The organism is Mesobacillus maritimus, from assembly GCF_023715205.1.
Taxonomy (GTDB): domain Bacteria; phylum Bacillota; class Bacilli; order Bacillales; family Cytobacillaceae; genus Mesobacillus_B; species Mesobacillus_B maritimus_C.
Map to the genome: position 1 here is coordinate 12,727 of NZ_JAMBNR010000010.1, position 24,432 is coordinate 37,158.

The 24,432-nt window shown below is 37.7% G+C and carries 26 protein-coding genes; 19 read left to right on the plus strand and 7 right to left on the minus strand.

What is annotated here, in order from left to right:
* Nucleotides 1-153: 153 nt before the first annotated feature.
* A complete protein-coding gene (locus M3182_RS15030) occupies nt 154-1,491 on the plus strand; it encodes a PhoH family protein (protein WP_251425608.1) in 1,338 nt (445 codons plus the stop codon).
* Between the two features lie 79 nt (nt 1,492-1,570).
* Here the strand turns inward: M3182_RS15030 and M3182_RS15035 are convergent, their stop codons facing one another.
* Nucleotides 1,571-2,068, minus strand: a complete 498-nt coding sequence (locus M3182_RS15035; RefSeq protein WP_251425610.1) for a protein kinase family protein — start codon at nt 2,066-2,068, stop codon at nt 1,571-1,573.
* Between the two features lie 172 nt (nt 2,069-2,240).
* Between M3182_RS15035 and M3182_RS15040 the strand changes: the two genes are divergently transcribed.
* On the plus strand, nt 2,241-2,522 hold the full coding sequence (locus M3182_RS15040) for an Fpa/YlaN family protein (protein ID WP_251426181.1): 282 nt from the start codon (nt 2,241-2,243) through the stop codon (nt 2,520-2,522).
* 137 nt (nt 2,523-2,659) lie between these two features.
* Nucleotides 2,660-3,859 (plus strand): FtsW/RodA/SpoVE family cell cycle protein, encoded by a 1,200-nt coding sequence (locus tag M3182_RS15045; RefSeq protein ID WP_251426182.1) that lies wholly within the window; start codon nt 2,660-2,662, stop codon nt 3,857-3,859.
* A gap of 141 nt (nt 3,860-4,000) precedes the next feature.
* Here the strand turns inward: M3182_RS15045 and M3182_RS15050 are convergent, their stop codons facing one another.
* Nucleotides 4,001-4,969, minus strand: a complete 969-nt coding sequence (locus M3182_RS15050) for a COX15/CtaA family protein (protein ID WP_251425612.1) — start codon at nt 4,967-4,969, stop codon at nt 4,001-4,003.
* A 610-nt stretch (nt 4,970-5,579) separates the two neighbouring features.
* Between M3182_RS15050 and cyoE the strand changes: the two genes are divergently transcribed.
* The 7 genes from cyoE to M3182_RS15085 all read left to right on the plus strand — a co-directional run bounded on the left by cyoE (nt 5,580) and on the right by M3182_RS15085 (nt 12,272).
* Nucleotides 5,580-6,518, plus strand: a complete 939-nt coding sequence (gene cyoE, locus M3182_RS15055; protein ID WP_251425614.1) for a heme o synthase — start codon at nt 5,580-5,582, stop codon at nt 6,516-6,518.
* Between the two features lie 136 nt (nt 6,519-6,654).
* Nucleotides 6,655-7,722, plus strand: a complete 1,068-nt coding sequence (coxB, locus tag M3182_RS15060) for a cytochrome c oxidase subunit II (protein ID WP_251425617.1) — start codon at nt 6,655-6,657, stop codon at nt 7,720-7,722.
* A gap of 25 nt (nt 7,723-7,747) precedes the next feature.
* Nucleotides 7,748-9,619: a cytochrome c oxidase subunit I gene (gene ctaD, locus M3182_RS15065; RefSeq protein WP_251425619.1), complete on the plus strand. Its 1,872-nt coding sequence runs from the start codon at nt 7,748-7,750 to the stop codon at nt 9,617-9,619.
* Nucleotides 9,619-10,248 (plus strand): cytochrome (ubi)quinol oxidase subunit III, encoded by a 630-nt coding sequence (locus tag M3182_RS15070; protein ID WP_251425620.1) that lies wholly within the window; start codon nt 9,619-9,621, stop codon nt 10,246-10,248. The genes ctaD and M3182_RS15070 overlap by 1 nt, the downstream gene beginning before the upstream one ends.
* 4 nt (nt 10,249-10,252) lie before the next feature.
* Nucleotides 10,253-10,588, plus strand: coding sequence for a cytochrome c oxidase subunit IVB (gene ctaF, locus M3182_RS15075; RefSeq protein WP_251425622.1), 336 nt, complete (start codon nt 10,253-10,255; stop codon nt 10,586-10,588).
* A 268-nt stretch (nt 10,589-10,856) separates the two neighbouring features.
* On the plus strand, nt 10,857-11,768 hold the full coding sequence (gene ctaG, locus M3182_RS15080) for a cytochrome c oxidase assembly factor CtaG (RefSeq protein ID WP_251425624.1): 912 nt from the start codon (nt 10,857-10,859) through the stop codon (nt 11,766-11,768).
* 39 nt (nt 11,769-11,807) lie between these two features.
* Nucleotides 11,808-12,272: a DUF420 domain-containing protein gene (locus M3182_RS15085; protein WP_251425626.1), complete on the plus strand. Its 465-nt coding sequence runs from the start codon at nt 11,808-11,810 to the stop codon at nt 12,270-12,272.
* A gap of 114 nt (nt 12,273-12,386) precedes the next feature.
* On the opposite strand, the gene ytvI is transcribed toward M3182_RS15085, so the two are convergent.
* Both ytvI and M3182_RS15095 read right to left on the minus strand, forming a co-directional pair.
* Nucleotides 12,387-13,445 carry a sporulation integral membrane protein YtvI gene (gene ytvI, locus M3182_RS15090; RefSeq protein WP_251558838.1) on the minus strand — a complete coding sequence of 353 codons (1,059 nt, stop codon included), beginning with the start codon at nt 13,443-13,445 and terminating at the stop codon, nt 12,387-12,389.
* A 247-nt stretch (nt 13,446-13,692) separates the two neighbouring features.
* Nucleotides 13,693-14,052, minus strand: coding sequence for a YugN family protein (locus tag M3182_RS15095; protein ID WP_251425630.1), 360 nt, complete (start codon nt 14,050-14,052; stop codon nt 13,693-13,695).
* Between the two features lie 172 nt (nt 14,053-14,224).
* Between M3182_RS15095 and M3182_RS15100 the strand changes: the two genes are divergently transcribed.
* On the plus strand, nt 14,225-14,656 hold the full coding sequence (locus M3182_RS15100; protein ID WP_251558840.1) for a CBS domain-containing protein: 432 nt from the start codon (nt 14,225-14,227) through the stop codon (nt 14,654-14,656).
* Between the two features lie 32 nt (nt 14,657-14,688).
* On the opposite strand, the gene M3182_RS15105 is transcribed toward M3182_RS15100, so the two are convergent.
* Nucleotides 14,689-15,177: a PaaI family thioesterase gene (locus tag M3182_RS15105; protein ID WP_349775458.1), complete on the minus strand. Its 489-nt coding sequence runs from the start codon at nt 15,175-15,177 to the stop codon at nt 14,689-14,691.
* 186 nt (nt 15,178-15,363) lie between these two features.
* Between M3182_RS15105 and M3182_RS15110 the strand changes: the two genes are divergently transcribed.
* From M3182_RS15110 to coaD, 6 genes are all read left to right on the plus strand, one after another.
* Nucleotides 15,364-15,780 carry a YlbD family protein gene (locus tag M3182_RS15110; protein ID WP_251425634.1) on the plus strand — a complete coding sequence of 139 codons (417 nt, stop codon included), beginning with the start codon at nt 15,364-15,366 and terminating at the stop codon, nt 15,778-15,780.
* An 11-nt stretch (nt 15,781-15,791) separates the two neighbouring features.
* Entirely contained in the window at nt 15,792-16,034 is a 243-nt protein-coding gene (locus tag M3182_RS15115; protein WP_251425636.1) for a YlbE-like family protein, read from the plus strand.
* 109 nt (nt 16,035-16,143) lie between these two features.
* Entirely contained in the window at nt 16,144-16,587 is a 444-nt protein-coding gene (locus tag M3182_RS15120; protein WP_251425638.1) for a YlbF/YmcA family competence regulator, read from the plus strand.
* Nucleotides 16,588-16,832: 245 nt separating this feature from the next.
* The gene (locus tag M3182_RS15125) at nt 16,833-17,108 is read left to right on the plus strand and encodes a YlbG family protein (protein WP_251425640.1); all 276 of its coding nucleotides are present in this window, start codon (nt 16,833-16,835) and stop codon (nt 17,106-17,108) included.
* A 387-nt stretch (nt 17,109-17,495) separates the two neighbouring features.
* Nucleotides 17,496-18,068 carry a 16S rRNA (guanine(966)-N(2))-methyltransferase RsmD gene (gene rsmD, locus M3182_RS15130; protein ID WP_251425642.1) on the plus strand — a complete coding sequence of 191 codons (573 nt, stop codon included), beginning with the start codon at nt 17,496-17,498 and terminating at the stop codon, nt 18,066-18,068.
* Nucleotides 18,069-18,554 carry a pantetheine-phosphate adenylyltransferase gene (gene coaD / locus M3182_RS15135; protein ID WP_251425644.1) on the plus strand — a complete coding sequence of 162 codons (486 nt, stop codon included), beginning with the start codon at nt 18,069-18,071 and terminating at the stop codon, nt 18,552-18,554.
* 626 nt (nt 18,555-19,180) lie between these two features.
* Here coaD and ylbJ read toward each other — a convergent pair.
* Nucleotides 19,181-20,410: a sporulation integral membrane protein YlbJ gene (gene ylbJ / locus M3182_RS15140; protein WP_251558843.1), complete on the minus strand. Its 1,230-nt coding sequence runs from the start codon at nt 20,408-20,410 to the stop codon at nt 19,181-19,183.
* Between the two features lie 253 nt (nt 20,411-20,663).
* On the opposite strand from ylbJ, the gene M3182_RS15145 reads away from it, so the two are divergent.
* On the plus strand, nt 20,664-21,455 hold the full coding sequence (locus tag M3182_RS15145; protein WP_251425647.1) for a patatin-like phospholipase family protein: 792 nt from the start codon (nt 20,664-20,666) through the stop codon (nt 21,453-21,455).
* A complete protein-coding gene (locus M3182_RS15150; protein WP_251558845.1) occupies nt 21,452-22,468 on the plus strand; it encodes a SepM family pheromone-processing serine protease in 1,017 nt (338 codons plus the stop codon). Before M3182_RS15145 ends, M3182_RS15150 begins: the two co-directional genes overlap by 4 nt.
* 274 nt (nt 22,469-22,742) lie before the next feature.
* Here the strand turns inward: M3182_RS15150 and M3182_RS15155 are convergent, their stop codons facing one another.
* The gene (locus M3182_RS15155; RefSeq protein WP_251558848.1) at nt 22,743-23,954 is read right to left on the minus strand and encodes a nucleotidyltransferase; all 1,212 of its coding nucleotides are present in this window, start codon (nt 23,952-23,954) and stop codon (nt 22,743-22,745) included.
* Nucleotides 23,955-24,432: the final 478 nt, after the last annotated feature.

Here is a 24,432-nt window from a genome sequence, read left to right on the forward strand (position 1 = left end):
GTCCTCCTGGTAAATGATTAAGAAAAAAGACTTGTTTACATGTATTGTGCAAAATAAATTCTATCTTTATGCAGGAAAACATATATTTTACCAAAGTCTCTGCTGATAGTGATTTGGCGGCGCCAGAAAAACAAGAAGGTGGGAGGCAAAATTTTGACAAAAATATATGTACTTGATACGAATGTTCTACTACAGGATCCATATGCACTCTTTTCATTCCAAGACAATGAGGTCGTTATCCCGGCAGTGGTTCTAGAAGAGGTTGACTCTAAAAAGCGTTATATGGACGAGATTGGTCGTAATGCGAGGCAGGTATCGAGAATCATTGATGGTTTAAGAGAGACAGGAAAACTTCACGAAAAGATTCCTCTTGAAAACGGAGGCAGTTTAAGAATTGAATTAAACCATCGTTCTTTTCATCAACTTCAAGAGGTCTTTGTTGAAAAGACCAATGACAACCGAATCCTAGCAGTGGCCAAAAATTTATCATTAGAAGAGCAGACGAAGGAAAATGGCCGTCCGGTTATCTTGGTTAGTAAGGATGCCTTGGTAAGGGTCAAAGCAGACGCGATTGGGCTTCTTTCTGAAGATTTTCTTAGTGACAGGGTAATTGAAGTGGATGACCTGTACAGCGGGTTTGTTGAGGTTTATGTAGCAACCGAGCTCTTAAATAGTTTTTATCTAAAAGGAGAGCTAACGATTTCGGAAATCAAAGGTCAGAAATTATACCCCAATCAATTTGTCATGTTGAAAGATAGTATGGGAAGTTCGGCATCCGCGATTGCGATGGTGGACAAGAAAAGAGAAAAAATAAAAAAATTAGTTTTTGACCAAGAGGGTAAACAGATTTGGGGAATTCGTGCTAGGAATGCGCAGCAAATTATGGCGCTTGAGTTGCTGTTAAGAGATGATATCCCACTTGTTACATTAACTGGTCGAGCTGGTACAGGCAAAACGTTGCTTACATTGGCAACCGGTCTGTTTCAAACAGAGGACCTGGGTGAATATAAAAAGTTAGTGGTTGCTCGTCCGATTGTTCCAGTTGGAAAGGACCTAGGTTTCCTTCCAGGTGAAAAACAGGAAAAGCTCCGTCCATGGATGCAGCCAATTTTTGATAATCTCGAGTTTTTATTTAATACAAAAAAACCAGGAGAGCTTGATGCCATTTTAGCAGGAATGGGGTCAATAGAGGTTGAGGCTTTAACTTATATTAGAGGTAGAAGTATACCTGATCAGTTTATTATTATTGATGAAGCACAAAATTTAACCAAGCATGAGGTCAAGACGATTTTAACCCGCGTTGGAGAACGGAGTAAAATTGTTTTAATGGGAGACCCGGATCAGATTGACCACCCATATCTAGATGCTTACAATAACGGCCTTACATATGTGGTCGAAAAATTTAAAGACCAACAAATTGCTGGCCATGTGAAGCTAGTAAAAGGAGAGAGGTCTGCTCTTGCGCAATTAGCGGCAGACATTTTAAAATAAACGGGCTGAGTTGTACAGCCCGTTTATTTTTCTTATCTGTACCCCGGTACCTCTTTATAAAAAATAAAGAACTTAATTTTTATTTAATGTGAAATTCTTTAACACCTTTAATGGGGTCCTGTTGATTCGAACCATCTCCATAATAGATATAAACAGGACCGTCTTCAGTTAATGGTTTACCATTTTTTGAAAAACCCAGAATCAGCTTGGCTGCTTCTTCTAATGATAGCTCAAGCTCACCATCTTTGTGTTTAATCACTAAAGATGTTGCTTCATCTTGAGGCTCAGCGTTTTTGATGAAAGGTTCGAAAACGATTCCAAAATTGCCTTCCATGAGCTTTTGTTTTTCAAATTTACGTTCCGTTTTAAGTGTCGGAGGAAAGACAGCACCTTCCATAATTTCTCTATCCCAATGTTTTGAAACGGATTTCGTATATTTTTCTAGTTCATTTTCTGTGGCTTTGGTTTCTTGAAAATATGTATCTAAATCAACTTTGCGATCATCGAAAATCCAAACACCAGGATCTAAAGTGATTTGATAGTTAATTTTTCCAGTAATCGGTATAATATTTTCCAAAACAATCCCCCCTTTGATAGTTCTATATAAGTATAGCTTTAATTTAACGGCTTGTCATTGCATCTCTAAGATGAAAAAAATACTTAGTCCTTATTATTCTTGCTTTTTTAGTATCTTAAGAGTAAAATTTATAGATAGGATTGGTTAATGCTCGGAAACGGGGGGATCAATGTTGGCGTCTGAAATGATTATAAATCACCAAGAAAAAGCCCATGCCTTGTTGAAGGCTGACGCTGATAAAATATTAAAGCTAATAAAAGTGCAAATGGATAACTTAACAATGCCCCAATGTCCTCTCTATGAAGAAGTTTTGGACACGCAAATGTTTGGGTTATCTAGGGAAATTGACTTTGCAGTTCGACTTGGCTTGATAGACGAAGCGGAAGGGAAAAACATCCTCGGGGAGTTGGAGAGGGAATTATCTGCACTTCATGAAGCTTCTACGAGAAAATAAGATAGCTAAAAACTCAAACAGTTCAAGGATTGTTTGAGTTTTTTTACACTTTCCTCCCCTAGATGCAGGATTATTGGTGCTTCATTTAGAATACATAAAACAACTTAGAAGATGGGGAAGAGACGATGCTAAAAAAGTTGGTAAAAAATATTTTCAAATCCTATGATTACTCTTTAATCATTGTTATTGCCCTTTTGTCTTTGTTCGGACTCGTTATGGTGTATAGTGCTAGTCTAGTAACGCGTTATGAAGTTCCGAGCGATTTTTTCTTTGATAAGCAAAAAATGAATTTACTGGTTGCTGGTATCTTCTTTGTAATTACGGCATTAATACCTTATAAAGCAATGAAAAGTACGAAGTTTCTCCTGCCGATGGTTATATTTTCATTAATGGGATTAGTTGTTTTGTTTGTAGTAGGACATGTGGCTAATAATGCGCTTAGTTGGATTAAAGTTGGTGCACGGAGTATTCAACCAGCCGAATTTGCAAAACTAAGTGTAATCATTTACTTGTCAGCTGTATATGCGAAAAAACAGGCCTACATTAATGAGTTTAATAAGGGTGTGGTGCCACCATTAGTTTATTTAGCGCTAGTGGTTATGCTTGTAGCAGTACAACCGGACTTTGGTACAGCAGGTATTATTTTCTTAATCGCAGCCTCGATTATTGTCTCATCTGGTATGGCTTGGAAGAATATCAGTAAATTAGTTTTAATTATTATTTGTCTAATTGCCCCTCTGTCACTCATTATGAAAGATGAAATTTTTTCGGAGACAAGAATGGATCGTTTGGTTTCATATAGTGATCCTTTCGAAGATGAATTGGATACGGGTTATCAATTAGCGAATTCATACTATGCAATTGGTTCTGGAGGTATAACAGGTTTAGGGCTAGGACAAAGTGTACAGAAACTTGGTTATTTACCAGAACCACATACTGATTTTATTATTGCGATAATATCAGAAGAATTGGGGATTTTCGGTGTCGGGTTTGTTCTTTTGTGTCTAGCTTATATTGTTTTAAGAGGAATCTATATTGGTTTGAGGTGTAAAGACCCATTTGGTAGCTTACTTGCTATTGGCATCTCAAGTATGATTGGAATACAGTCTTTTATCAATCTCGGTGGAGCAACTGGGATTATTCCGTTAACTGGGGTCACACTCCCGTTTGTTAGTTATGGTGGCTCATCAATGGTTCAGTTAGCAATTGCAATGGGAATATTGGTGAATGTCTCCATGTTTGTGCAGTTTGAAAAAAAGTACAAACATCCGAAGGCTGAAAAAACAGCTCCGCATATTAATCATTCAGTGGGGAATACGATGCATACAAGAGGCTAGAGTAAAAAACAAGCTGCAGCTTATAAACTGCAGCTTGTTTTTTATGATAATTGGAGAGTTTAAGACTTGTTAAGTCTATTGGTTTTGTATCCGTAGGAATGATGAGTGTGTAATTACGACCTCACCTGAGACCCACTCTTCTTATTGAGCAGGGGGAACATAGTTGCTTCCTTCTTGTTTTACTTCATTTTGGTTTGAAAGCGATTGACTATTTTTCTTATTCCTCGAAACCAGTAAGACAAGGTAACTTAAAACGCCGAATAAACATGAAATAAAGAAAGCATGTGCTAAGGCAACATAAAGATTTAGTCTTGAAAAAATTACACTAGCACCAGAAACCACTTGTAGTGAAACAAGAATAAAGGATGTAATCCAAGCCCAATAAATGACTTTTTGATGCTGATAATGTCGAATTGCTAAGTAGGTAACATAAGCAATCCATATGAAGATAAGACCGGCAGCAGCCCTGTGCCCCATTTGAACCCATTGATATAAATTATTTGGTAGACTAGGATCAGAATTCACACAGAGTGGCCAATCAGGGCAAACTAAACTTGCGTTCGTATGTCTGACAAGTGCTCCGGTATAGACAACAATAAAGCTATAAATGGTAATTCCTATAATGTGAGTACTCATCTTTTTATCAATTATAACTTTTTCGGCTTTAAACTTTTTATCTACCTCAAAAATTAAAAGGGTCAATAGAAAGACAGCTGCAAATGAAATAAGCGAGATTCCAAAGTGGATGGCTAATACAAAATCATTTTGTCCCCAAACAACAGCCGCTGCCCCGATAAGACCTTGTAAAACGATGAAAAAGAAAGATAGAAAAGCTAAAAATTTGGTTTCCCGGATATGTCCAATTGCCTTCCAAGACCAAATAGCAAGGACTAGAACCATAATCCCAAGTGCACCGGACACGAGGCGGTGGGCTAATTCAATAACGAGTTCGGGCGTAATATTAGACGGGATAACCTCTCCATGGCAAAGTGGCCAAGATTGACCACACCCCATTCCGGAATCCGTTTTTGTAACGAGTGCGCCCCCTAGTAATACAAAAAGCATCCCAATCGTCGTCAGAACAGCCAACCATTTTAAAGAGCGTTTCAATTCATTCACCTGCTTGTGTTAGTTATGATGTTGTTATATATATCCTAGGCTCGTATAATAAATATGGACTTAACGTATCTATTCGATAAATCCATATTCTATAATAGCCGATTTTTCACTAAAAAGATAGAAAGGTGTTATAAAGACTCTAAAAGATACTACAAAAAGTATTATTATAAATAACAAGAATTAAAATGCTAAAATTTAAGGCATATAGTTTGATTCCTATAAATGGATTTGTTAGTAATATAGTTGAAGTTGGCAATTGTCGGATAACTTTATTCTGGATAATAAACTAGGAGAAATTGTGCCCATGCTAAAAACCATTGACAAAAAATTGTTAGTGATGATGGGGAATTGGGTTTGAATACGTGATAAATAAACGGTTTATCCCAGTTTTTTTCTAAAACATACATTTTGTTCAAAAAAAATACACAAAAAAAGTCCAAAGTGTGATTTAATATACATCAAGAGAGTTATTTTCCTACACAAATATTTAACACCTTTTTCACGGTGCAAATAGTGGAAAACTTTATGAAAATGTCTTTACTCTGGATTAATTTAACTAGTTCGATTAAAATAAGAATTTAATGAAGAAGGAGGAGTAGAAATGTCAAGTCCAAAAGCTTTAAATGAAGCTGTTATGGATCGAAGTCAGCAGTCCATTAATGCTGGGTTGACTGAAACCTCAGGGTTTAGTGACTTCCTAGCACTAATAAAAGTTGGCATCGTCAATTCAAACGCAATTACTACATTCACAGGGCTATGGCTTGCTCTTCATTTTAGTGGTCTGCGATTCCTAGAGAATTTAGACATTGTGTTTTTAACATTGATAGGATCCTCCCTAATCATCGCGGGTTCATGCAGTTTAAATAATTATATTGACCGCGATATCGATCATTTGATGGAAAGAACGAAGGCAAGACCGACGGTCACTGGGAAAGTTCAACCATATAAAGTGGCAGTACTGGGTTTCCTGTTGATAGGAATCGGTTCAATACTTTTATTCATGACCACGGTAACAGCCGGAATTATTGGGTTGGTCGGGGTTTTCAGCTATGTAGTTCTTTATAGCATGTGGTCTAAGCGTCTTCACGTTTCAAATACAATAGTTGGTAGTATCTCAGGAGCCGTTCCGCCTTTAATCGGTTGGGCAGCGGTTGATGCAAATTTATCGACAATGGCCTGGGTGTTATTTTTGATTATGTTTATTTGGCAACCTCCACATTTTTATGCGCTAGCAATGAGAAGGGCAGAAGAATACCGAGCAGCGGGAATTCCAATGTTGCCTGTTGTAAAAGGATTTGCTAGAACAAAAAAATCAATTATGCTCTGGATTATTGTTCTGTTGCCTTTGCCATTCCTACTGATGGAATTAGGGACCGCTTTTCTAGTGTTAGCAACAGCCTTGAATTTAGGTTGGTTGTTCCTTGGGCTCTACGGTAGAAAGGCAAAAGATGATATTAAATGGGCGAAGCGAATGTTTGTTTATTCCATACAATACTTGACTATTTTATTTGTAGCTATGGTAATTGTCACACTTATTTAATATACTTGGGCGCCTTTGGTGCTCTACATATCATTTGTTAGGACATTCTTTCCTTTAACTTCAGGAAGGAATTTATCCATATTTTATTTTCAGAATCATTTAATGAACTTTATACGAAAGAGGGGTTTGAAAAGCTATGAAAAGGCTTGGAAAATGGGGTTTACTACCATTATTTGCGGCCATAGCACTATTGTCTGGATGCGGTGAACCTTTTCTGTCCACATTACAGCCGGCAGGAGAAGTTGCACAAAGACAGTTTGACTTGATGGTGCTAAGTACGTCGATTATGGTAGGGGTAATTGTAGTTGTCGCAATAATCTTTATTATTGTAATGATTCGTTTCCGCAGGAAAAGCGAGAATGAGATTCCTAAACAAGTAGAAGGTAGTCACACATTGGAAATTATTTGGACTGTGATTCCGATTTTGCTTTTACTAGTTCTTGCAGTTCCGACTGTTTCAGCAACCTTCCAACTTGCAGATGTTTCTCCAGCGGAGGAAAAAAACGACGAAGGAAAAACAGACGCACTTGTTGTAAATGTTCGTGCGAATCTTTATTGGTGGGAATTTGAATATCCAAACGAGGAAATTCTTACTAGCCAAGATTTAGTAGTGCCAACGGATGAAAAGGTTTACTTTAATTTGATTGCATCTGATGTTAAACACTCATTTTGGATTCCAGCAATTGGCGGGAAATTGGATACTAACACAGATAACGTAAACAAATTTTGGTTAGAGTTTGATGGAGAGAAAGCAGATGAAGTAGGAAATATTTTCTACGGGAAATGTGCTGAACTTTGTGGCCCTTCACATGCTTTAATGGATTTCAAAGTCAAGGCTCTGCCTCGTGCTGAATTTGATCAATGGGTTGCTAGCATGCAAGCCGTTAAAGAACCGGTGCAAGCAGAAACTGCTGAAGCACAAGCTGGACAAGAAATTTTTAATAACAGCTGTATCGGCTGTCACGCAGTTACGCCTGCAAACACTACACCTGAACAAGCGCGTATGGGTCCTAACTTAACGGACTTCGGAAATCGCACACTTGTTGCGGGTATTCTTGAACATAACGAGGGAAATATCAAAACATGGTTAAAAGATCCTGAATCCATCAAGCCAGGCAATAAGATGACTGGTAAGTATAACCTTTCTGATGAGGAAATTGATGCCGTTACTGAATACTTGATGGGATTAAAGGTCCAAGAATAACAGAGGATGAAATGGAGGTAAAACTGTGAGTACCAATGCTCAGAAAAAAGGGTTCGGCGCAGTATTATGGGATTACCTAACAACGGTTGACCATAAAAAAATCGCGATCCTTTACTTGATAGCTGGTGGAATTTTCTTTATCCTCGGTGGATTAGAAGCAATGATTATCCGTATCCAGCTAGCTATTCCAGACAATAATTTTGTTAGTGCAGGCTTCTACAATGAAGTTCTAACGATGCATGGAACAACGATGATTTTCCTTGCAGCGATGCCATTATTATTTGCATTTATGAATGCGGTTGTGCCATTACAAATAGGAGCACGTGATGTTGCATTTCCATTCTTAAACTCTTTAGGTTTTTGGTTGTTCTTTTTCGGGGGAGTTTTCTTAAACCTTTCATGGTTCTTAGGTGGAGCTCCTGATGCAGGATGGACTTCTTATGCATCTTTATCACTTGCGTCAGAAGGACATGGAATTGATTTCTATTCCTTAGGGTTACAGATTTCGGGATTTGGTACACTAATTGCCGGGATCAATTTCTTAGTAACAATTATTAACATGCGTGCACCAGGGATGACTTACATGCGGATGCCGTTATTTACATGGACGACTTTTGTTGCATCGGCTCTTATCTTGTTCGCATTCCCAGCTTTGACTGTTGGGATATTCTTCCTGACATTTGATCGTTTATTTGGCTCAAACTTCTTCGATCCTACCATGGGTGGAAACACGGTTATTTGGGAACATTTATTCTGGATTTTCGGACACCCAGAAGTTTATATTCTGATCTTACCAGCGTTCGGTATTTTCTCGGATATCATCTCGACGTTCTCTAGAAAGCGTCTATTTGGATACTCTTCGATGGTTTTCGCGACAGTATTGATTGGTTTCCTTGGATTCATGGTATGGGCTCACCATATGTTTACAACTGGTTTAGGACCAATTGCGAATGCGATTTTTGCTGTTGCAACAATGGCGATTGCGGTTCCAACTGGTATTAAAATCTTTAACTGGTTATTTACGATGTGGGGTGGAAGTATTAAGTTTACCACTCCAATGTTGTATGCTGTTGCCTTCGTACCTTCTTTTGTTATGGGTGGGGTAACGGGAGTAATGCTAGCCGCAGCTCCTGCTGATTATCAATATCATGATTCTTATTTTGTTGTTGCACACTTCCACTACGTTATCATTGGTGGGGTAGTATTATCGTTATTGGCCGCAACTCATTTCTACTGGCCAAAAATGTTCGGAACGATGTTAAATGAGTTCTTAGGAAAAATTACGTTCTGGTTATTCTTAATCGGTTTCCATTTAACATTCTTTATTCAACACTTCCTTGGACTAATGGGGATGCCACGTCGTATCTTTACATTCCTTCCAAACCAAGGATTAGAAATCGGAAACCTTGTATCGTCAATCGGAGCTTTCTTTATGGCTGTCGCAACAATTATTCTATTGATTAATATCGTCATTACAAGTGTGAAAAATGTAAAAGTTGGCAATGATCCATGGGGCGATGGACGTACGCTTGAATGGGCGATTGCGTCACCACCTCCATACTACAACTTCAAACAACTACCGTTAGTTCGTGGTTTAGATCCTTACTGGATTGAAAAAATGGAAGGAAAGAAGGAAATGACTCCTGCAGAACCGCTTGGAGACATTCATATGCCAAACGGCAGCTTTATACCGTTTATGATTTCTCTGGGATTATTTATCGCTGCATTTGGTGCGATGTATCGTTTGGATTATGGATGGGGTCTACCTGTATTGATTATTGGATTAGTGATCACATTCGGTTCAATGTTTGTTCGTTCCATTAAGGATGACCATGGATATCATATTCATAAGGAAGAATTAATGGATGATGACGATAATAAGGGGGTAAAGGCATAATGCACGCTGAAGAAAAAATGACACATGAAACATGGCCGGCGTCGCCTGAAAAAGCTACCCTTGAGGCTAAAAATAAATTTTTGGGCTTTTGGTTCTTTTTGGGGGGAGAAACAGTTCTATTTGCTTCTCTCTTTGCTACCTATCTTGCACTGAAAGATAAGGTTCCAACAGCTGATCATGTGCTAGCAAAAGATTTATTTGAAATGCCACTTGTCTTTTTAATGACAATGATCCTTTTAACAAGTTCATTAACTAGTGTGTATGCGATGTACCATATGAAAAACTTTAATTTCAAGAAAATGCAGCTTTGGCTTGGCATCACTGTTCTTTTAGGGCTGTCTTTCTTAGGTCTTGAAATTTATGAGTTCAATCACTATGTACATGAGTTCCATCATACTTTTTCGAGCAGTGCATTTGGATCTGCCTTCTATACACTAGTTGGTTTCCATGGTGCTCACGTTGCTTTTGGATTATGCTGGATTGTTTCACTAATGATTCGAAATGCAAAACGAGGCTTGAGCCTCTATAATGCCCCTAAATTTTATACTGCCAGCCTTTATTGGCACTATATTGATGTTGTGTGGGTATTTATCTTTACGGTTGTATACTTAATGGGAATGGTGGGATAAACTGATGGCAAATCAACAATCTACTTCAGGTAACCCAAGAGTCGACCTTGAATATCGCCGCAAGAAAAATGTAGAGGAAATGAGATACCAAGTTATTACATTTGCTTTGATGATTTTCTTAACTCTTATTGCATTTGCTGCAGTAGGTTTTGGTGATGTTTCAAACTGGTTCACAATACCATTCATTCTGCTCTTGGCGGTAGTTCAAGTTATTTTTCAATTGTATTATTTTATGCATATGAGTCATAAAGGGCATGAGGCGCCTCAACTCTTCTTATATTCAGGTGCATTAGTTGGGTTCTTAACAGTGCTAGCATTTATGACAATCATTTGGTGGTAGACTTTACGACAAAAAATCGGCTCTCGAGGCCGATTTTTTGTTTTAAATGACTCTTTATTTTAAAGCGAATATAAGCATTTAGACTTGCATGCTCCTGCTAACAGTGATCATTTATAGAGTAGTTTTTCATTTAGTCTAATACGCAATAAGAAATACACACTTGTAAATAATGGGTAAAGCAAAGATATGCCGCTGTTTCATTGCAGTTTCAGCCTATTTATAGGTATAATAGAGGAAAATGTGTTTCTATTAATATGAGGTGATTTTTGTGTTTTCTCTTGATTTGTTTGGGTTTAGAGCAAACTGGAGTCCATATTTTTTAGCTAGCTTAATGATTATTTTAGTCGCATATTATTTACTAGTGTACAAATGGTATCCACGCTTTAAAGATAGTAAGCATGCTACTACTAAACAGACTACACTGTTTACAATTGGAATCGTTACTCTTTACATTATTAAAGGTTCGCCGCTTGACCTGTTGGGACATATTACGTTCTATGCACATATGATTCAAATGGCCACTCTATATTTAATTATTCCACCCCTATTAATCCTTGGTATACCAAACTGGATTTGGAGAAAGGTCATTAATCATCACTTCATTAAACCGGCTTTTGATTTTATGACGAAACCATTAATCGCACTCATTCTTTTTAATGGATTCTTTTCTTTGTACCATATTCCGCTCATTTTTGACGTTGTTAAAACAGACATGTGGTTGCATGCAGGGTACACTTCATTATTATTTATTTTATCGATTATCATGTGGTGGCCATTATTAAATATCTTACCTGAGAAACAATCCTTATCAGGACTTAAAAAAATAGGGTATATCTTTGCAGATGGTGTTTTATTAACACCTGCTTGTGCGTTAATTATCTTTGCAGAAACCCCATTGTATGCTACATTTTCTGATCCAAATGCTTGGGCACAAGCATTGGCCCTTTGTGTACCGGCTTCAACTTTATCCATGTTAAATTTGAGTGGACCAGAAATGTTTAGTTCAATGACACTACTTGAAGATCAACGACTTGGTGGTGTTGTTATGAAGATTATCCAGGAAATTGTTTATGGAGTGGTTCTAGCTTACACCTTTTTTGCTTGGTATAATGCCGAACAAGAGAAGGAAAAAGAAGAATTGGCTCTATATCGTCAACAACATCCCCAAACAACAGAATAAGAAATTTGTATGAACCAATAGAGAGAGGAATATAAGACTATGGGAGACCTTCCAATTCTACCAACCATTAGTACAACCTTCATTGTTCTTAGTGCCATTACAGTGGCTATTGGCTGGTGGCAAATTGCACAAAGAAAATTAGAAAAGCATCGAAAAACGATGACTCTTGCAGGCGTTTTCGCGGTAATCTTTTTTATCATCTATGCGTCTAGAACGATTTTTATTGGAAACACTTCATTCGGTGGTCCAGATGATATAAAAATTTACTATACGGTGTTTTTAATCTTTCATATCACCTTAGCTACGGTCGGTGCTGTTCTGGGAATCATTTCCTTATGGACAGGATATAAAAATAGATTAGCCTTTCATAAGAAACTCGGTCCGATTACGAGCATTGTGTGGTTTTTTACAGCTATTACAGGAGTGGTAGTCTATTTATTGTTATATGTTTTCTACCATGGTGGACAAACGACTTCTTTAATTAAGGCAATTCTAGGAATATAAAAAAATGCTGTCTATATGACAGCATTTTTTTGTTGGAGCTTATTTAGGTAGTTTCTGTTTAAAGGACATTGTCAAAGCTCCCTTTTGGTTAAAAAAACCGGATCATCAATCCGGTTAGATTTTAAAATTCAATTTAATAATTCCAGCTTCTCTTGCAGTATTAAATGCAATTACGAGGAGAGGACCAACAATAAATCCCATCATCCCTATTAGTTTTAAACCAAGATACATCGCTATTAGTGTTGCTAATGGGGAAAGCCCGATATGCGTACCCATTACCTTTGGTTCAACGGTCCTTCTTATTATTAAGAGGATTGCAGCTAAGATAGCAAGTTTTGTTCCTAGAATGAGATCTCCAGTTAACAAGTGGAATAACGCCCACGGTCCTAATATCGCAATTGAGCCAATAATTGGGATAACATCAATGATCCAAATGACAAACGACATGAATATAGCTACATCAGGAGCAATGATCAATAAACCAATAAGAGAAACAGCAAAGATTATTAGACTTACAAGAAATTGTGCTTTAAAAAACCCTGTAATTACACTCGTAAGTCGCGAAATCATAAAATCAACCTTCTCCGCTGTCTGTTCAGAAAGGAAACCATAGAACCCAGCTCGAAGTTTTGGTAAATCGAGCAAGAAAAGAAAAAGTGCGATTAAATAAACAAGAAAGCTGACTAAAAAATTTGGTATATTTGTCAGGATTGTTTTTAAGTTATTAATGTTGATAAAAGCAAGTAAATCGTCTCTTAGATTAATTAAGAAATCTTCTCCACGATCACTAATTTCATGTACTAGTTCATTAGGAAGATCTTTAGCGGCTTCGACAAACTGTTCTTGTGCATCAAACCATACATTTGTAATATCATTAATGTATTTTGGTGCATTTTCGACAACATTTATTGCCTCGGTAATAACCTTTGTTGTAATGAAATAACCTGATAAACCAATTAGGGCCATGAAGGCGATAAAGACAAGAATAACAGAAAACTTCCGTCCAATTTTAAACCTTTTTTGGATAAGTCTAACCACTGGTTCAAGAATCATCGCGGTAAATAAGGCTCCAATAAGCGGCACTGATACAGGAAGAATAATGTAAAAGAGAATAGCCAAGAGGAGAATAACAAGTAGAATTGTTATATTCTTTTTATTAAAAAATCTAGTCAAGTTGGACCCCTTTCTAAACAGTAAGATTGCATATAGGCACATTCATTATATTACTTTTGAGAGAGCTATCACAAGAGTGTTTTACTCTTGTAGAATCGGATAAGAGTTGTAAAAAAAGACGCATAACTGCGTCTTTTTTTTGATACTAAGAATTGACTTTTCCTATGATTAAAGCTGAAGAAAATCATTCTCTAGTTGGAGCACTTCAGAAGTACTCGCTAACAGGCCACTTTTAGATCTTTTCTATCTACAGTGCAACCTGTTCTACTTCGTCTTTAAGGTCTTTTAGAAGTTTCTCACACTGACTCACAAGCGATTTTGGAAAATGTTCGCCCTCTCCATATTCGACACCGTGAGGATAATAATGTTTACCTAATAATGGTTCGACAAATTGAATCACAGCTTTATGGGAACCCACATCGCCTTCAACCGTAAAACCTTGTACACGAAGGTAGTATACGCCTTCTTTTAAGTTAAATTTACGGTCATATGTAACTCGGTCGTAATCCCATTGCTCATGACGCTCTAAACCATATTTAGGTAATATAACGTCTAACCTATTCAGATCGGCTTTTAGCTTTTCCAATCCGGTGTTATCAAATTTCATCCCTCATCCCTCCTAAACACATAGAAGCAAAATTCTACATAATGGTAAACCCATCTCTTTATCAATAATAGTAAAAATAATCAAAAGTTGCAATGTATTAAGTAAGCATAAATTGTTTTTTGCGGGAGAATCTATAAAAAGGTGAAAAATATTTCAAGGAGCTGAGAGAAAAATGGGTTCAATTCGTGAGATTATGACAACAGATGTAGAAACCTGTTCCTTACTAGATAATGTGTTTGAAGTAGCAGTTAAAATGAAAGAGAATAATGTTGGGGCAATTCCAATCGTAGATGGAGAAAAGTTGGTTGGGATGATTACGGACCGTGATATTGTTATGCGTGGGATTGCAGAAAAGAAACCACCATCTTCTAAGGTAGAAGTGGTTATGAGCGACTATCTAGTGACGATTACACCTGATACATCTACAGAGGAAGCCGCAAAACTAATGGCTGACCATCAGATTCGGCGTCTACCGATTGTCGAGGGCGATCGATTGGTGGGAATTGTGGCACTCGGTGATTTAGCGGTTGAACCCAAGTTTGACAATAATGCGGAAATCGCATTATCCGAGATATCTGAACATGATAAAAGCCAGCTTCAATAGAAACAAAAAAAGCGGAGGGATTTTCCCTTCGCTTATTTTTTGATGACGAAAAAACTACCTGTTGCGTGCGCTATTTTCTTACCATCATCTCGAAACACATCGGATTCTAGCACCATGGTTTTAGTACCCTTGTGGACAAAATGGGCTTTACAGGTAAGTTCATTGCCAATTCCAGGAGCTAAATAATGAATGTTTAATTGAGTTGTGACGGCGGCGTAGCCTTCTGGAAGGCTATTGACTGCCATCATCCCCATTGCTGTATCTATAATTGTAGCAGTAACCCCTCCATGAACAATATCTAAGTTATTGTTTATAAGTGGAGTAACAGGCACAGTTAGCTCGTATGTATCAGAGTTGATTTGACGTTTCATTTGTAGCAGAGGTTCAATGTAAGTCCCTCTTTTGTTTTCAAGCTTTTGTTTCATCCCTGTTAACATGTCCTTCAAGATTTTAATGTCGTCATCGTTAGCTAATTCAACGCAATCAGCCATAAGTTTCACTAATTCTTCGTCTTTCATCATCGCGCTACCTCTTTCTATATGTGAATGCTTTTTGAAAATAAAAAATCTATTGACCATTGTACCGTAGTTTCCCTTATAGGTAAAACAGAGTTCAAATATTGGCCAAAAGGGGATATTGGCTATCACGCTTTTCGGTCATACACATAAATTATGGTAGGCGATTGTATTCGTGTGAGGTGAAACAACATGGCAGGAAAAAGGTTGCATCCCTCCGTTCAGCAATTCAAAGCATTTGTCAAGAATAACCCAGGGCTCATAAAAGAAGTAAGGGACGGAAAGGCAACATGGCAAGAGTTATATGAAGATTGGTATTTGCTTGGAGAAGAGGACTCTAGATGGGAATCATTCAAAGATACATCAACAGAATCGAGCAAAGAAAAGACTGAGTCGAAATCGGAAAAAAGTAGTGAATGGATGCCGAAGATCATCAGCATGGTAAAAAATATGGATCAAGAACAACTCCAAGGACAAATTGGTAATATTAGCCAGGCTATAGCCGCGATTCAAGGTGTTCTTTCACAATTTCAAGGGAGCCAACCATCTTCACAATCACCAAAAAGCAATAATGCTCCGAAACATCCTTTTTCATTTAGAAAAGACTAAGGGAGACAATAATGAGACGAGATATACTTGAACAAATTAAAAAGCAAAAAGAATTACATGAGTTTTTGCGGCTAAACCCAAACTGGTATCGAAGGTTAGCAAGAGACCCTCGAGAACTCCGTACAATGGAAATTGCTGCTATGAATTTTTATGGAAGAACCATTCCGCAACAAGTGCAAAAATTCTCTAATGGCGTTCAAATGGCTAATATGATGTTTCATATGTTTGCAAATATGAATTCCTCATCCTCATAGGCTTCTTTCTAATTAAGAGGCCTCACTTTTTGTCCTTTATTAGAAGGATTTACAAACTTTCGCTTTTTAAGCTTTTCATGTTAAAATATGAAGCGGAGGTGGGCAAAACATGCTTGCTACAATTGAAAGAATTGAGTTACTGGAGAGAGCGGAAGAGCTTGTTCAAATGGTGTTAAATTCGGAGATTGCTGAGAATTATCGGCAGTGTTTATATAAAGTAAAATCCAGCAAGGAAACACAGGAGAAAATCACGGCTTTTGCACGGATGAAAGAACGGTATGAAGAGGTCCAACGTTTTGGGAGGTATCACCCAGATTACAAAGAAGTAATGATGCAAGTTCGTGTCTTAAAAAGAGAAGTAGATTTAGATGACCGTGTTGCTGAATTCAAAAAAGCAGAAAATGATTTGCAAGGATTATTAGATGAAATAAGTGTGTTAATTGGGCGTTCTGTCTCTGAAAGTGTCAAGGTCCCAACTGGAAATCCATTTTTTGATACAGGATCTTCTTGTAGTGGCGGCTGCGGAAGTGGCGGAAGTTGTGGTTGTTCGTGAGCATAGGCAAAGTTCCTATGCTCTTTCTTACATGCTTTTCTTAGGAAAATAGCCAAAGCGTACGAGAAAAAGAGCTGCAAACTTAGAAATATCGCGCAAAATAGGTTATACTGCGTTATTGGCTTTATGATTTTAACAATAATCTTAATGAAAACAGCCTTTTTATATTTAGTTGGCGATTGTAATGATTAGATTGGCTATGCTAAACTAGTGAAAAGCATGTTTGTTCGAAGGGGTATAAAAAGATGATTGGTCAAAGACAAGGAATCATAGTGTGGCTTTACTCGTTAAAGCAGGCTAAAATGCTAAGAAGATTTGGAAATGTTCATTATGTATCAAGGAAACTGAAATATGTTGTCTTATACTGTAACCAAGACGATACAGAAGCATTGATTCGAAAGATTAGTTCCTATTCCTTTGTCAAAAAGGTAGAGCCTTCTTATAAACCCTTTTTAAAAATGGAATTTGAGAACGCTGCACCAGATAAAGCTAAAGAGTATGATTATAAGATGGGAATATAATAAGTGCACGCATCTCATCAAAGGTGAGGGCATGCGCTTTTTTCTTTACTAAAGGTTCGATTACGCTAATATTGGCATCACGCCATACTTATCTTAAAAGGCACAGTTTGAGAAAAGAGCTTATAAAAAAAGAAAACCCTGCATCATCTGCAGGGTCCTTCTATGTCCCATATCTTTGGGACAGAAGGCAAAGGGAGAGGAGAAACCGGAGGAAGAACTTATGGGGAAACGTAAGTCTTCTCCGCGGTTGGCAACAACATCCTCGAATTGATGTTGTTACTATCATTATTTCCATAAACGCCCAGCTTATACACATTTTTTGTTTATATTTTTTCTTCTGTGGCAGGATAAAGTAGAAGTGATTTAAGGATTGAAGGAGAAAAAGGTATGAGAGTTGTATCAGGTAGTCTGAAAGGGAAAGGTCTGAAAGCGGTTCCTGGGAATTCCACTCGGCCAACGACAGATAAGGTGAAAGAAGCAATCTTTAATATGGTCGGTCCATATTTTAGTGGTGGTTTAGGGCTTGATTTGTTTGCGGGAAGTGGTGGACTAGGCATTGAAGGTCTCAGTAGAGGTCTAGACAAAGTGATTTTTGTTGATTTGGATCGAAAAGCGATTCAGACGATATACGATAATCTGCGTAACTGCAAGCTAGAAGAACGGGCAGAAGTCTATCGGAATGAAGCTTCAAGAGCATTAAAAGCCATTTATAAACGGGAATTATGTTTTGATTACATTTTTCTTGACCCCCCTTATAAAAAACAACAGCTTATCAAGTTAATGGAAATGATTGACGAGTCTAATCTATTAAAACCAGATGGAACCATCGTATGTGAACATGGAGTGGAAACGAAACTTCCTGAAAAAATTGGTAGATATAAGCAAATTAGGCATGAAGAATATGGTATTATTGGAGTTACAGTGTATACATATAAAGTGGACAAAGAGGGGGAAATGTAAATGGCTAGTATAGCCGTCGTACCAGGAAGTTTTGATCCAATCACATTTGGGCATATGGACATTATTACTAGAGCTGCAAAAGTATTCGATGAGATTTATGTCTCGGTTTTAAACAATTCGTCAAAACATCCGTTGTTTTCTGTTGAAGAAAGAATGGAACTAATCCAACAAGTAACGAAAGATATCCCTAATGTGAAGGTAGATACTTTTCATGGTTTATTGGTGGAGTATGCTGCGAGTGTAAATGCAAATGCTATTGTAAGGGGATTAAGAGCAGTCTCTGACTTTGAATATGAGATGCAAATCACTTCAATGAACCGATTGCTTGATAAAGGAATTGAGACCTTTTTTATCATGACTAATAATCAATACTCATTCCTTAGTTCTAGTATTGTGAAAGAGGTTGCGCAATATCATGGTGAAATCTCAGAGTTAGTTCCACCACAAGTTGAAGAAGCACTAAGAAAAAAGTTTGCAAAAAACTAAGGCGATTTGCAAAAGAATGATTGGTGTAATAACTCAAGACTGAACTATCTATAAAGTAAGAAGATCTCATATTAATGAGCGAGCCATACTTGCTCCGGATTGTCGAGAAAGGGTATTTTTCTCGGCAATTTTTTATTAATAGGCTGTTTTCGTAAGGCTTGTTTACGTTGTTGAATAAAATCCTAAAGTCAATTTTAACAATTTAGTAGCCATTTTTATGTATAACCTAGCTCATTCGGTTGTATTTTTTGTTATAAGCAATAAAGAATGAGAAAAAGAGCGTATTAAAAGAGATTGTCTCTGCAACCTGACTTGTTTATTTCCACTTGGTCACTCGCTTTTCGCGAGGAGCTTCTAGAGCATCTTTGGAGTTTAAGCGCCTGTGGGGGTCTCAAGTAACCTCTTTTTCCCAAAGGAGTCGACTGCCCTCCACTGTCCATTAGGTCAGATATAAATCAGTAAAGATCCTTATGGATCAACAGACGCTTTGCATGGACTAACGATCAAATTTAAAACGGTAAAGTGTTAAAAATTTGAAAATAAAAGGCTGTCGAGGGTTCTCGACAGCTAGGGGCGAGTCTTGCTCGCTCTTTTGTATTTATATAAATGTTGGAACCTTCTATCAGTTACCCATACAATCCTCTATTCATCTTTTTATAATAAAGGATAATATAAACAAAAAGGGAAAAAATCGTGATTAGTGGTCCTAGTTGAGTAAGTGAAAGATGGAAATCAGCCATTTTCGTACCTTCTTCAACTAGTCGGTTCATCACTGGCATTGCATTTGAAGGCTCATCGGTTTGGATGAAAGGTAGATAAAATGGTTTCCATAACAGTAGAGCATACATACTAGCAAAAATACCGTGTAGAATTCGTGAAATGAAAAATGGTTTAAAGCGGACATCTGTTGGAGCTAGCAGACTAGCGACCTGTGCTTGTATGCTAAACCCACTAAATCCAAGGAAAAAACTAACAATGATGGCTTGATGAAGCAAGTTAGTTTCTTGGACTTGACTAGCCATCTGACTTCCCATCGTAATCTCAAAAAGACCAGAAATGAAAGCCATGCTCAAGGCCTCATCTAACCCAATCACTCCCAATAAATATTGAATAAACCCTGCCAAAAACGCCGTGATCCCTAAGAGATATAATAGCTTATTAATAACTGAGAAAATAATGATGAAACCGCCGATCATCAGTAAGGTATTGATTGAGGAAAGGACAGCATCCCCAAGAAGCTGCCCGATCGGGCGTTCATCTTTTATTCGTGTTTTATGTAGCGCGGACAGTGCATCACGAATGGAAGGTTTCTTTTTCTTATCGTTTATTTTCGTTTCCTCCGTGCTTCCATAAAATCTCATCACTAACCCGACACTAATAATCCCAAGATAATGGGCAATCGCGAGAAGAATTCCAAGCTGTGCGTTGTGGAAGAAGCCAACGGCAACAGCACCAAAGATAAAAATCGGATTTGAAGAATTGGTAAATGAAACAAGCCTCTCTGCCTCAATTTTGGTTATTTGGTCTTCTTGTCTTAGGCGTGCTGTCAATTTTGCTCCTGATGGGGTTCCAGAAGCCATACTCATCGCCCAAACAAAGCCACCCACCCCTGGAACGCGAAAAACGGGCCTCATTAATGGTTCAAGTAGAACCCCGATAAATTTTACTACCCCAAAGCCAATTAAAAGCTCAGAAACAATGAAAAACGGTAGCAAAGAAGGAAATACAATCTCCCACCACATATTTAATCCTCTAATTGAGGCATCCAATGATTCCTGCGGAAAAATAATCATTGAAACGGCCATAACTGTAACTGAGCTAGCTAAGACGCCTGTTTTAATTTTTGACTTTAACACGTGAATCCTCCCCCCGCAGGTCAACTGCTGTCAAACATGAAAAAACAGTGATAAAATAGATACTATTCCTTGAAACGTAATAGTAATATGGCGTATATGGTTACTTCGGTTGTTCTGCAGAAACTTATTAAACCATATATAAGAATAGAGTGGCGGCTAGCTACTCAACACCTTGTCCTTATATACAATCAATATGCAATCTAGTATATAAAATAGACCAAAAGATTAACGAAGGATAAAAGGAGGTTAAAAATTGCGACGTCCAATCATAGGTTTAGCTCTAGGGTCGGGAGGAGCTCGGGGGTTTGCCCATCTTGGTGTCATTAAAGTTCTACGTGAGAATGGAATCCCGATTGATTTAATTGCTGGGAGTAGTATGGGTGCAATGGTCGGATGTTTTTACGGGGCCGGATTAGATATCGATCGTTTATATACTTTGGCGAAAGCTTTTAAAAGGAAATATTACTTAGATTTCACTGTACCAAAAATGGGGTTTATTTCGGGCAAACGAGTTAAAGACTTAATTCGGATTTTTACGCATGGGAAAGAGTTACAAGATTTGGATATCCCTGTAGCTGTTGTCGCAACTGACCTCGTTTCTGGTGAAAAAGTGGTTTTTAAAGATGGACCGATCTCGAATGCGGTAAGGGCGAGCATTGCCATTCCAGGAATATTCACCCCAGAAAAGTTAAACGGTCGCCTTTTAATTGATGGTGGTGTAATTGACAGGATTCCTGTTTCTGTAGTGAAAGATATGGGGGCGGATATAATTATTGCAGTAGATGTTTCCCATGTAAACACAAATACAGAAATCACCTCTATATTTGATGTTATTATGCAGAGTATAGACATCATGCAAATGGAGCTTGTTACAAATCGCGAAATTGCCTCGGATATTATGATAAGACCGAGAGTTGAAATGTATAGTTCTAGAGCCTTCACAAACATAAATGATATTATTTCAATTGGAGAAGAAGAAACTAGAAAGCAAATGGCAAAAATTCAAACTGTAATTGAGCAATGGAAGGAGCCCCCGTCGTCATGAGAAAGATTCAACTTTTATTAATCTTTACAATCTTGTTATTTGCGAGCTCTTTTTATTATTTACCATATTATGTCTCTAAGCCTGGTATGGCTAAAGAGCTCGAACCAATTATCGAAGTAGATGGTGGTTATGATGAAGAGGGGAGTTTTATGTTGACGACCATTCGCATGGGTCGTGCCAATGTTTATGCCTATATCTTGGCCAAGCTAGATGAATATTCAGAAATTCATCCAGTTGAGGATATTAGAGCAGAGAATGAGACAGATGAGGAATACACAATGAGACAACTTCATATGATGGATACCTCAAAAACTAGTGCGATTGAGGTTGCCTATAAAAAAGCTGGTCTTCCGATTGAATATGACTATAAAGGTGTCTATGTGTTACAGGTGATTCCAGGAATGCCAGCTGAGGGTAAATTAACTGTTGGAGATCGGATTATTGAAATCGATGGTCAAAGATTTTCTTCCTCAAAAGAATTCATTGACTATGTTAGTAGTAAACAGGAAGGCGATCAGCTAACCTTTACTGCTGAAACCGATGGCTCTAAACGTGAAGTGGACATAAAATTACAGAAATTCGACGAAACCAGTGAACGAGTCGGAATTGGAATTTCTCTTGTCGATGATAAAGAAATAAAAGTGCAACCAAGCATCGAGATGGACACAGATGAAATCGGCGGTCCTTCAGCTGGACTAATGTTTTCACTCGAAATCTATAATCAGTTATCTAAAACAGATTTAACGAAGGGGTACGCAATTGCTGGAACTGGAACCATCTCAACGGACGGAACGGTAGGGCGTATTGGGGGAATTGAACAAAAAATAGTCGCTGCTGATAAAGCGGAAGCTGACTACTTTTTAGCACCAAATGAGGAAGGTGCAGCTGGTTCGAATTATCAAATAGCTTTAAAGACGGCAAAAGATATTAAGACTTCTATGGAAATAATTCCGGTTAATACATTTGATGACGCGGTTGAATTCCTTGAAAACTTACCAGCGAAAACAAGCTAAGAAATATACCTTAATGTTATTCTGAAATGACTATTCATCATTAGCGCTAACAAAGCATGAGAGTAGAGGCTTTCAAGAAACTACATTCATTTTTATTAGTTTTTATATGAAGGACTCTATTCTCAAACTTTGTTGTTTTGCTTTTTGTGAACGCGCTTTCCTATATCCACCTTACAAAAGAAAAGGGGAGTAACCCTGAAGTTCCTTTAGTTCAAACAGCCTTCCCTATGTAGAGTTGATATAAAGTTGGCGAAGTTGACATATAATGTCGACTTTAATCCACCTGAATTGGAGGCTGTGTAAACTCCCGTTGTATGAGCTTATTTTGTTGCTCTGAATCGTGAAAACCTAATGCATAAATTCTAGAAGCGCGGATATCAAGCTCAAGTTGCTCTTTAACAGTAGAAAGTTTCGAAATTAAGGGAAGCCCAAAATTCTTTTTTTCTTTCCGCAAATACTCTCTCCCGGTAGAAGTCATTCCAAGTAGTCTAAGATAGTTAAACGAGGTCATTTCTCGTATCGTTTCTTTTTGGATGTTCATCATAATATGTAAGCAAACCCGCTGAAGTCTTGTCCATGTGTATCTCTTCGTTTTTATTTCCTTCATAAATGCTTCAAATGTAATCGCGGATCGTGCAGCCTGTAGTAAACGGTGTTCAAGCCCTTCTTCTACCTCGTGAACCTTTCTTAATTCGGCGGGTGTACTTTGGAGTAGTTTGTATTTTAACAAAGGCCAATAATTTTCCCATGAATGAAAATGGCCAAACTCCTTTTGGTATTTAGCAAGTATTTCATAGGAAGTCGGGGGAAGATAAGCTTGAATGTCATTTATTTGACCATCATGTGAAAATAGTGCTTTTCTAATGCTTGTCGCACTTGCAATAGAGTTGGAAGCAAAGTGCTCGTCATGGTAGTTGGCACTCTTACGGATAATCGTAAGAGGTTCCATCGTGAGCTTTTGGCTTCGAATTGCTGCAACATATTGCAAACCTAGAATGTTATTTGGTTTTGATAAATCGAGCAATTGATCATTAGGAGATAGAGACTTAAAACTTTGAGACAGGGCTGTTGGATAACTAACTCCTTCTCTCATATATTCTTTCACTTTCGTTTGAAATACATCTTCGTGTACATCAAGGAAATCAAGTGTCATATTAAAAGAATCTATGTCACCTGATTCACTACCAAAACATAGAGAATGACAATTTGCTGCAGCTAAAATGTTGACTGCGCCCTTGGCGAAAATATCCGCATTTTGGGTGGCGAACTGATAAGGAAGCTCAAAAATGATATCAGCTCCGCCAAGTAACGCCATTTTGGTCCGCGCCCATTTAGAAACTAAAGCGGGCTCTCCTCTTTGGAGAAAGTTGCCACTCATCACGGCAATGATTACATCGGCACCTGATTGTTCTATTGTTTGATTCAAATGAAATTGATGACCATTATGAAAAGGGTTATATTCAACAACTACCCCAACTGCTTTCATGACTTCACCTTTGATTACGGGAGAACCCGGATTATTTAATAAGGCTCTTTTCTCAGTCTTTGTTGCTCTTGAAGAAAAATATGACTGAATGGAATGAGCTATCGCAATAATAAGCTTCATTCAAGAGAAAAGAGCGTGCAAACTTAATTTGTAGCTTACGAATGACCGTTATTGGTATTATTACGTTAAGATCGGCTTTAAAATTTTCGAAACAGCCTTTTATTAAAAAAAGCGGCACTATTGTAAGATTGATTTAAACCTTAGCACCGCTTTAACTACTATGTATTTAGATAGAAATAGAAGTGTAAAGCTCTTTCTTGAGTAGCTAGCTGTTTTTAAATTAATTCAAGCCGATGCTTGTTATTCCTAATCGCTAAAAGCGATAGTAGGCTAAGAACGTCAAAATAAAATAAGAACCTGTTCTACCTGTGGTTAAAATGTTTATTTTATTATGACAACGTCTACATTATACTGTAAA

Excerpts from the sequence above, each read along its gene's own strand:
- cyoE (WP_251425614.1), top strand. The coding sequence starts at position 5,580 with ATGTCAAGTCCAAAAGCTTTAAATGAAGCTGTTATGGATCGAAGTCAG.
- coxB (WP_251425617.1), top strand. The coding sequence starts at position 6,655 with ATGAAAAGGCTTGGAAAATGGGGTTTACTACCATTATTTGCGGCCATA.
- M3182_RS15070 (WP_251425620.1), top strand. The coding sequence starts at position 9,619 with ATGCACGCTGAAGAAAAAATGACACATGAAACATGGCCGGCGTCGCCT.
- ctaF (WP_251425622.1), top strand. The coding sequence starts at position 10,253 with ATGGCAAATCAACAATCTACTTCAGGTAACCCAAGAGTCGACCTTGAA.
- M3182_RS15085 (WP_251425626.1), top strand. The coding sequence starts at position 11,808 with ATGGGAGACCTTCCAATTCTACCAACCATTAGTACAACCTTCATTGTT.
- M3182_RS15095 (WP_251425630.1), bottom strand. The coding sequence starts at position 14,052 with ATGAAATTTGATAACACCGGATTGGAAAAGCTAAAAGCCGATCTGAAT.
- M3182_RS15100 (WP_251558840.1), top strand. The coding sequence starts at position 14,225 with ATGGGTTCAATTCGTGAGATTATGACAACAGATGTAGAAACCTGTTCC.
- M3182_RS15105 (WP_349775458.1), bottom strand. The coding sequence starts at position 15,177 with ATGATGAAAGACGAAGAATTAGTGAAACTTATGGCTGATTGCGTTGAA.
- M3182_RS15110 (WP_251425634.1), top strand. The coding sequence starts at position 15,364 with ATGGCAGGAAAAAGGTTGCATCCCTCCGTTCAGCAATTCAAAGCATTT.
- M3182_RS15115 (WP_251425636.1), top strand. The coding sequence starts at position 15,792 with ATGAGACGAGATATACTTGAACAAATTAAAAAGCAAAAAGAATTACAT.
- M3182_RS15120 (WP_251425638.1), top strand. The coding sequence starts at position 16,144 with ATGCTTGCTACAATTGAAAGAATTGAGTTACTGGAGAGAGCGGAAGAG.
- M3182_RS15125 (WP_251425640.1), top strand. The coding sequence starts at position 16,833 with ATGATTGGTCAAAGACAAGGAATCATAGTGTGGCTTTACTCGTTAAAG.
- rsmD (WP_251425642.1), top strand. The coding sequence starts at position 17,496 with ATGAGAGTTGTATCAGGTAGTCTGAAAGGGAAAGGTCTGAAAGCGGTT.
- coaD (WP_251425644.1), top strand. The coding sequence starts at position 18,069 with ATGGCTAGTATAGCCGTCGTACCAGGAAGTTTTGATCCAATCACATTT.
- M3182_RS15150 (WP_251558845.1), top strand. The coding sequence starts at position 21,452 with ATGAGAAAGATTCAACTTTTATTAATCTTTACAATCTTGTTATTTGCG.
- M3182_RS15155 (WP_251558848.1), bottom strand. The coding sequence starts at position 23,954 with ATGAAAGCAGTTGGGGTAGTTGTTGAATATAACCCTTTTCATAATGGT.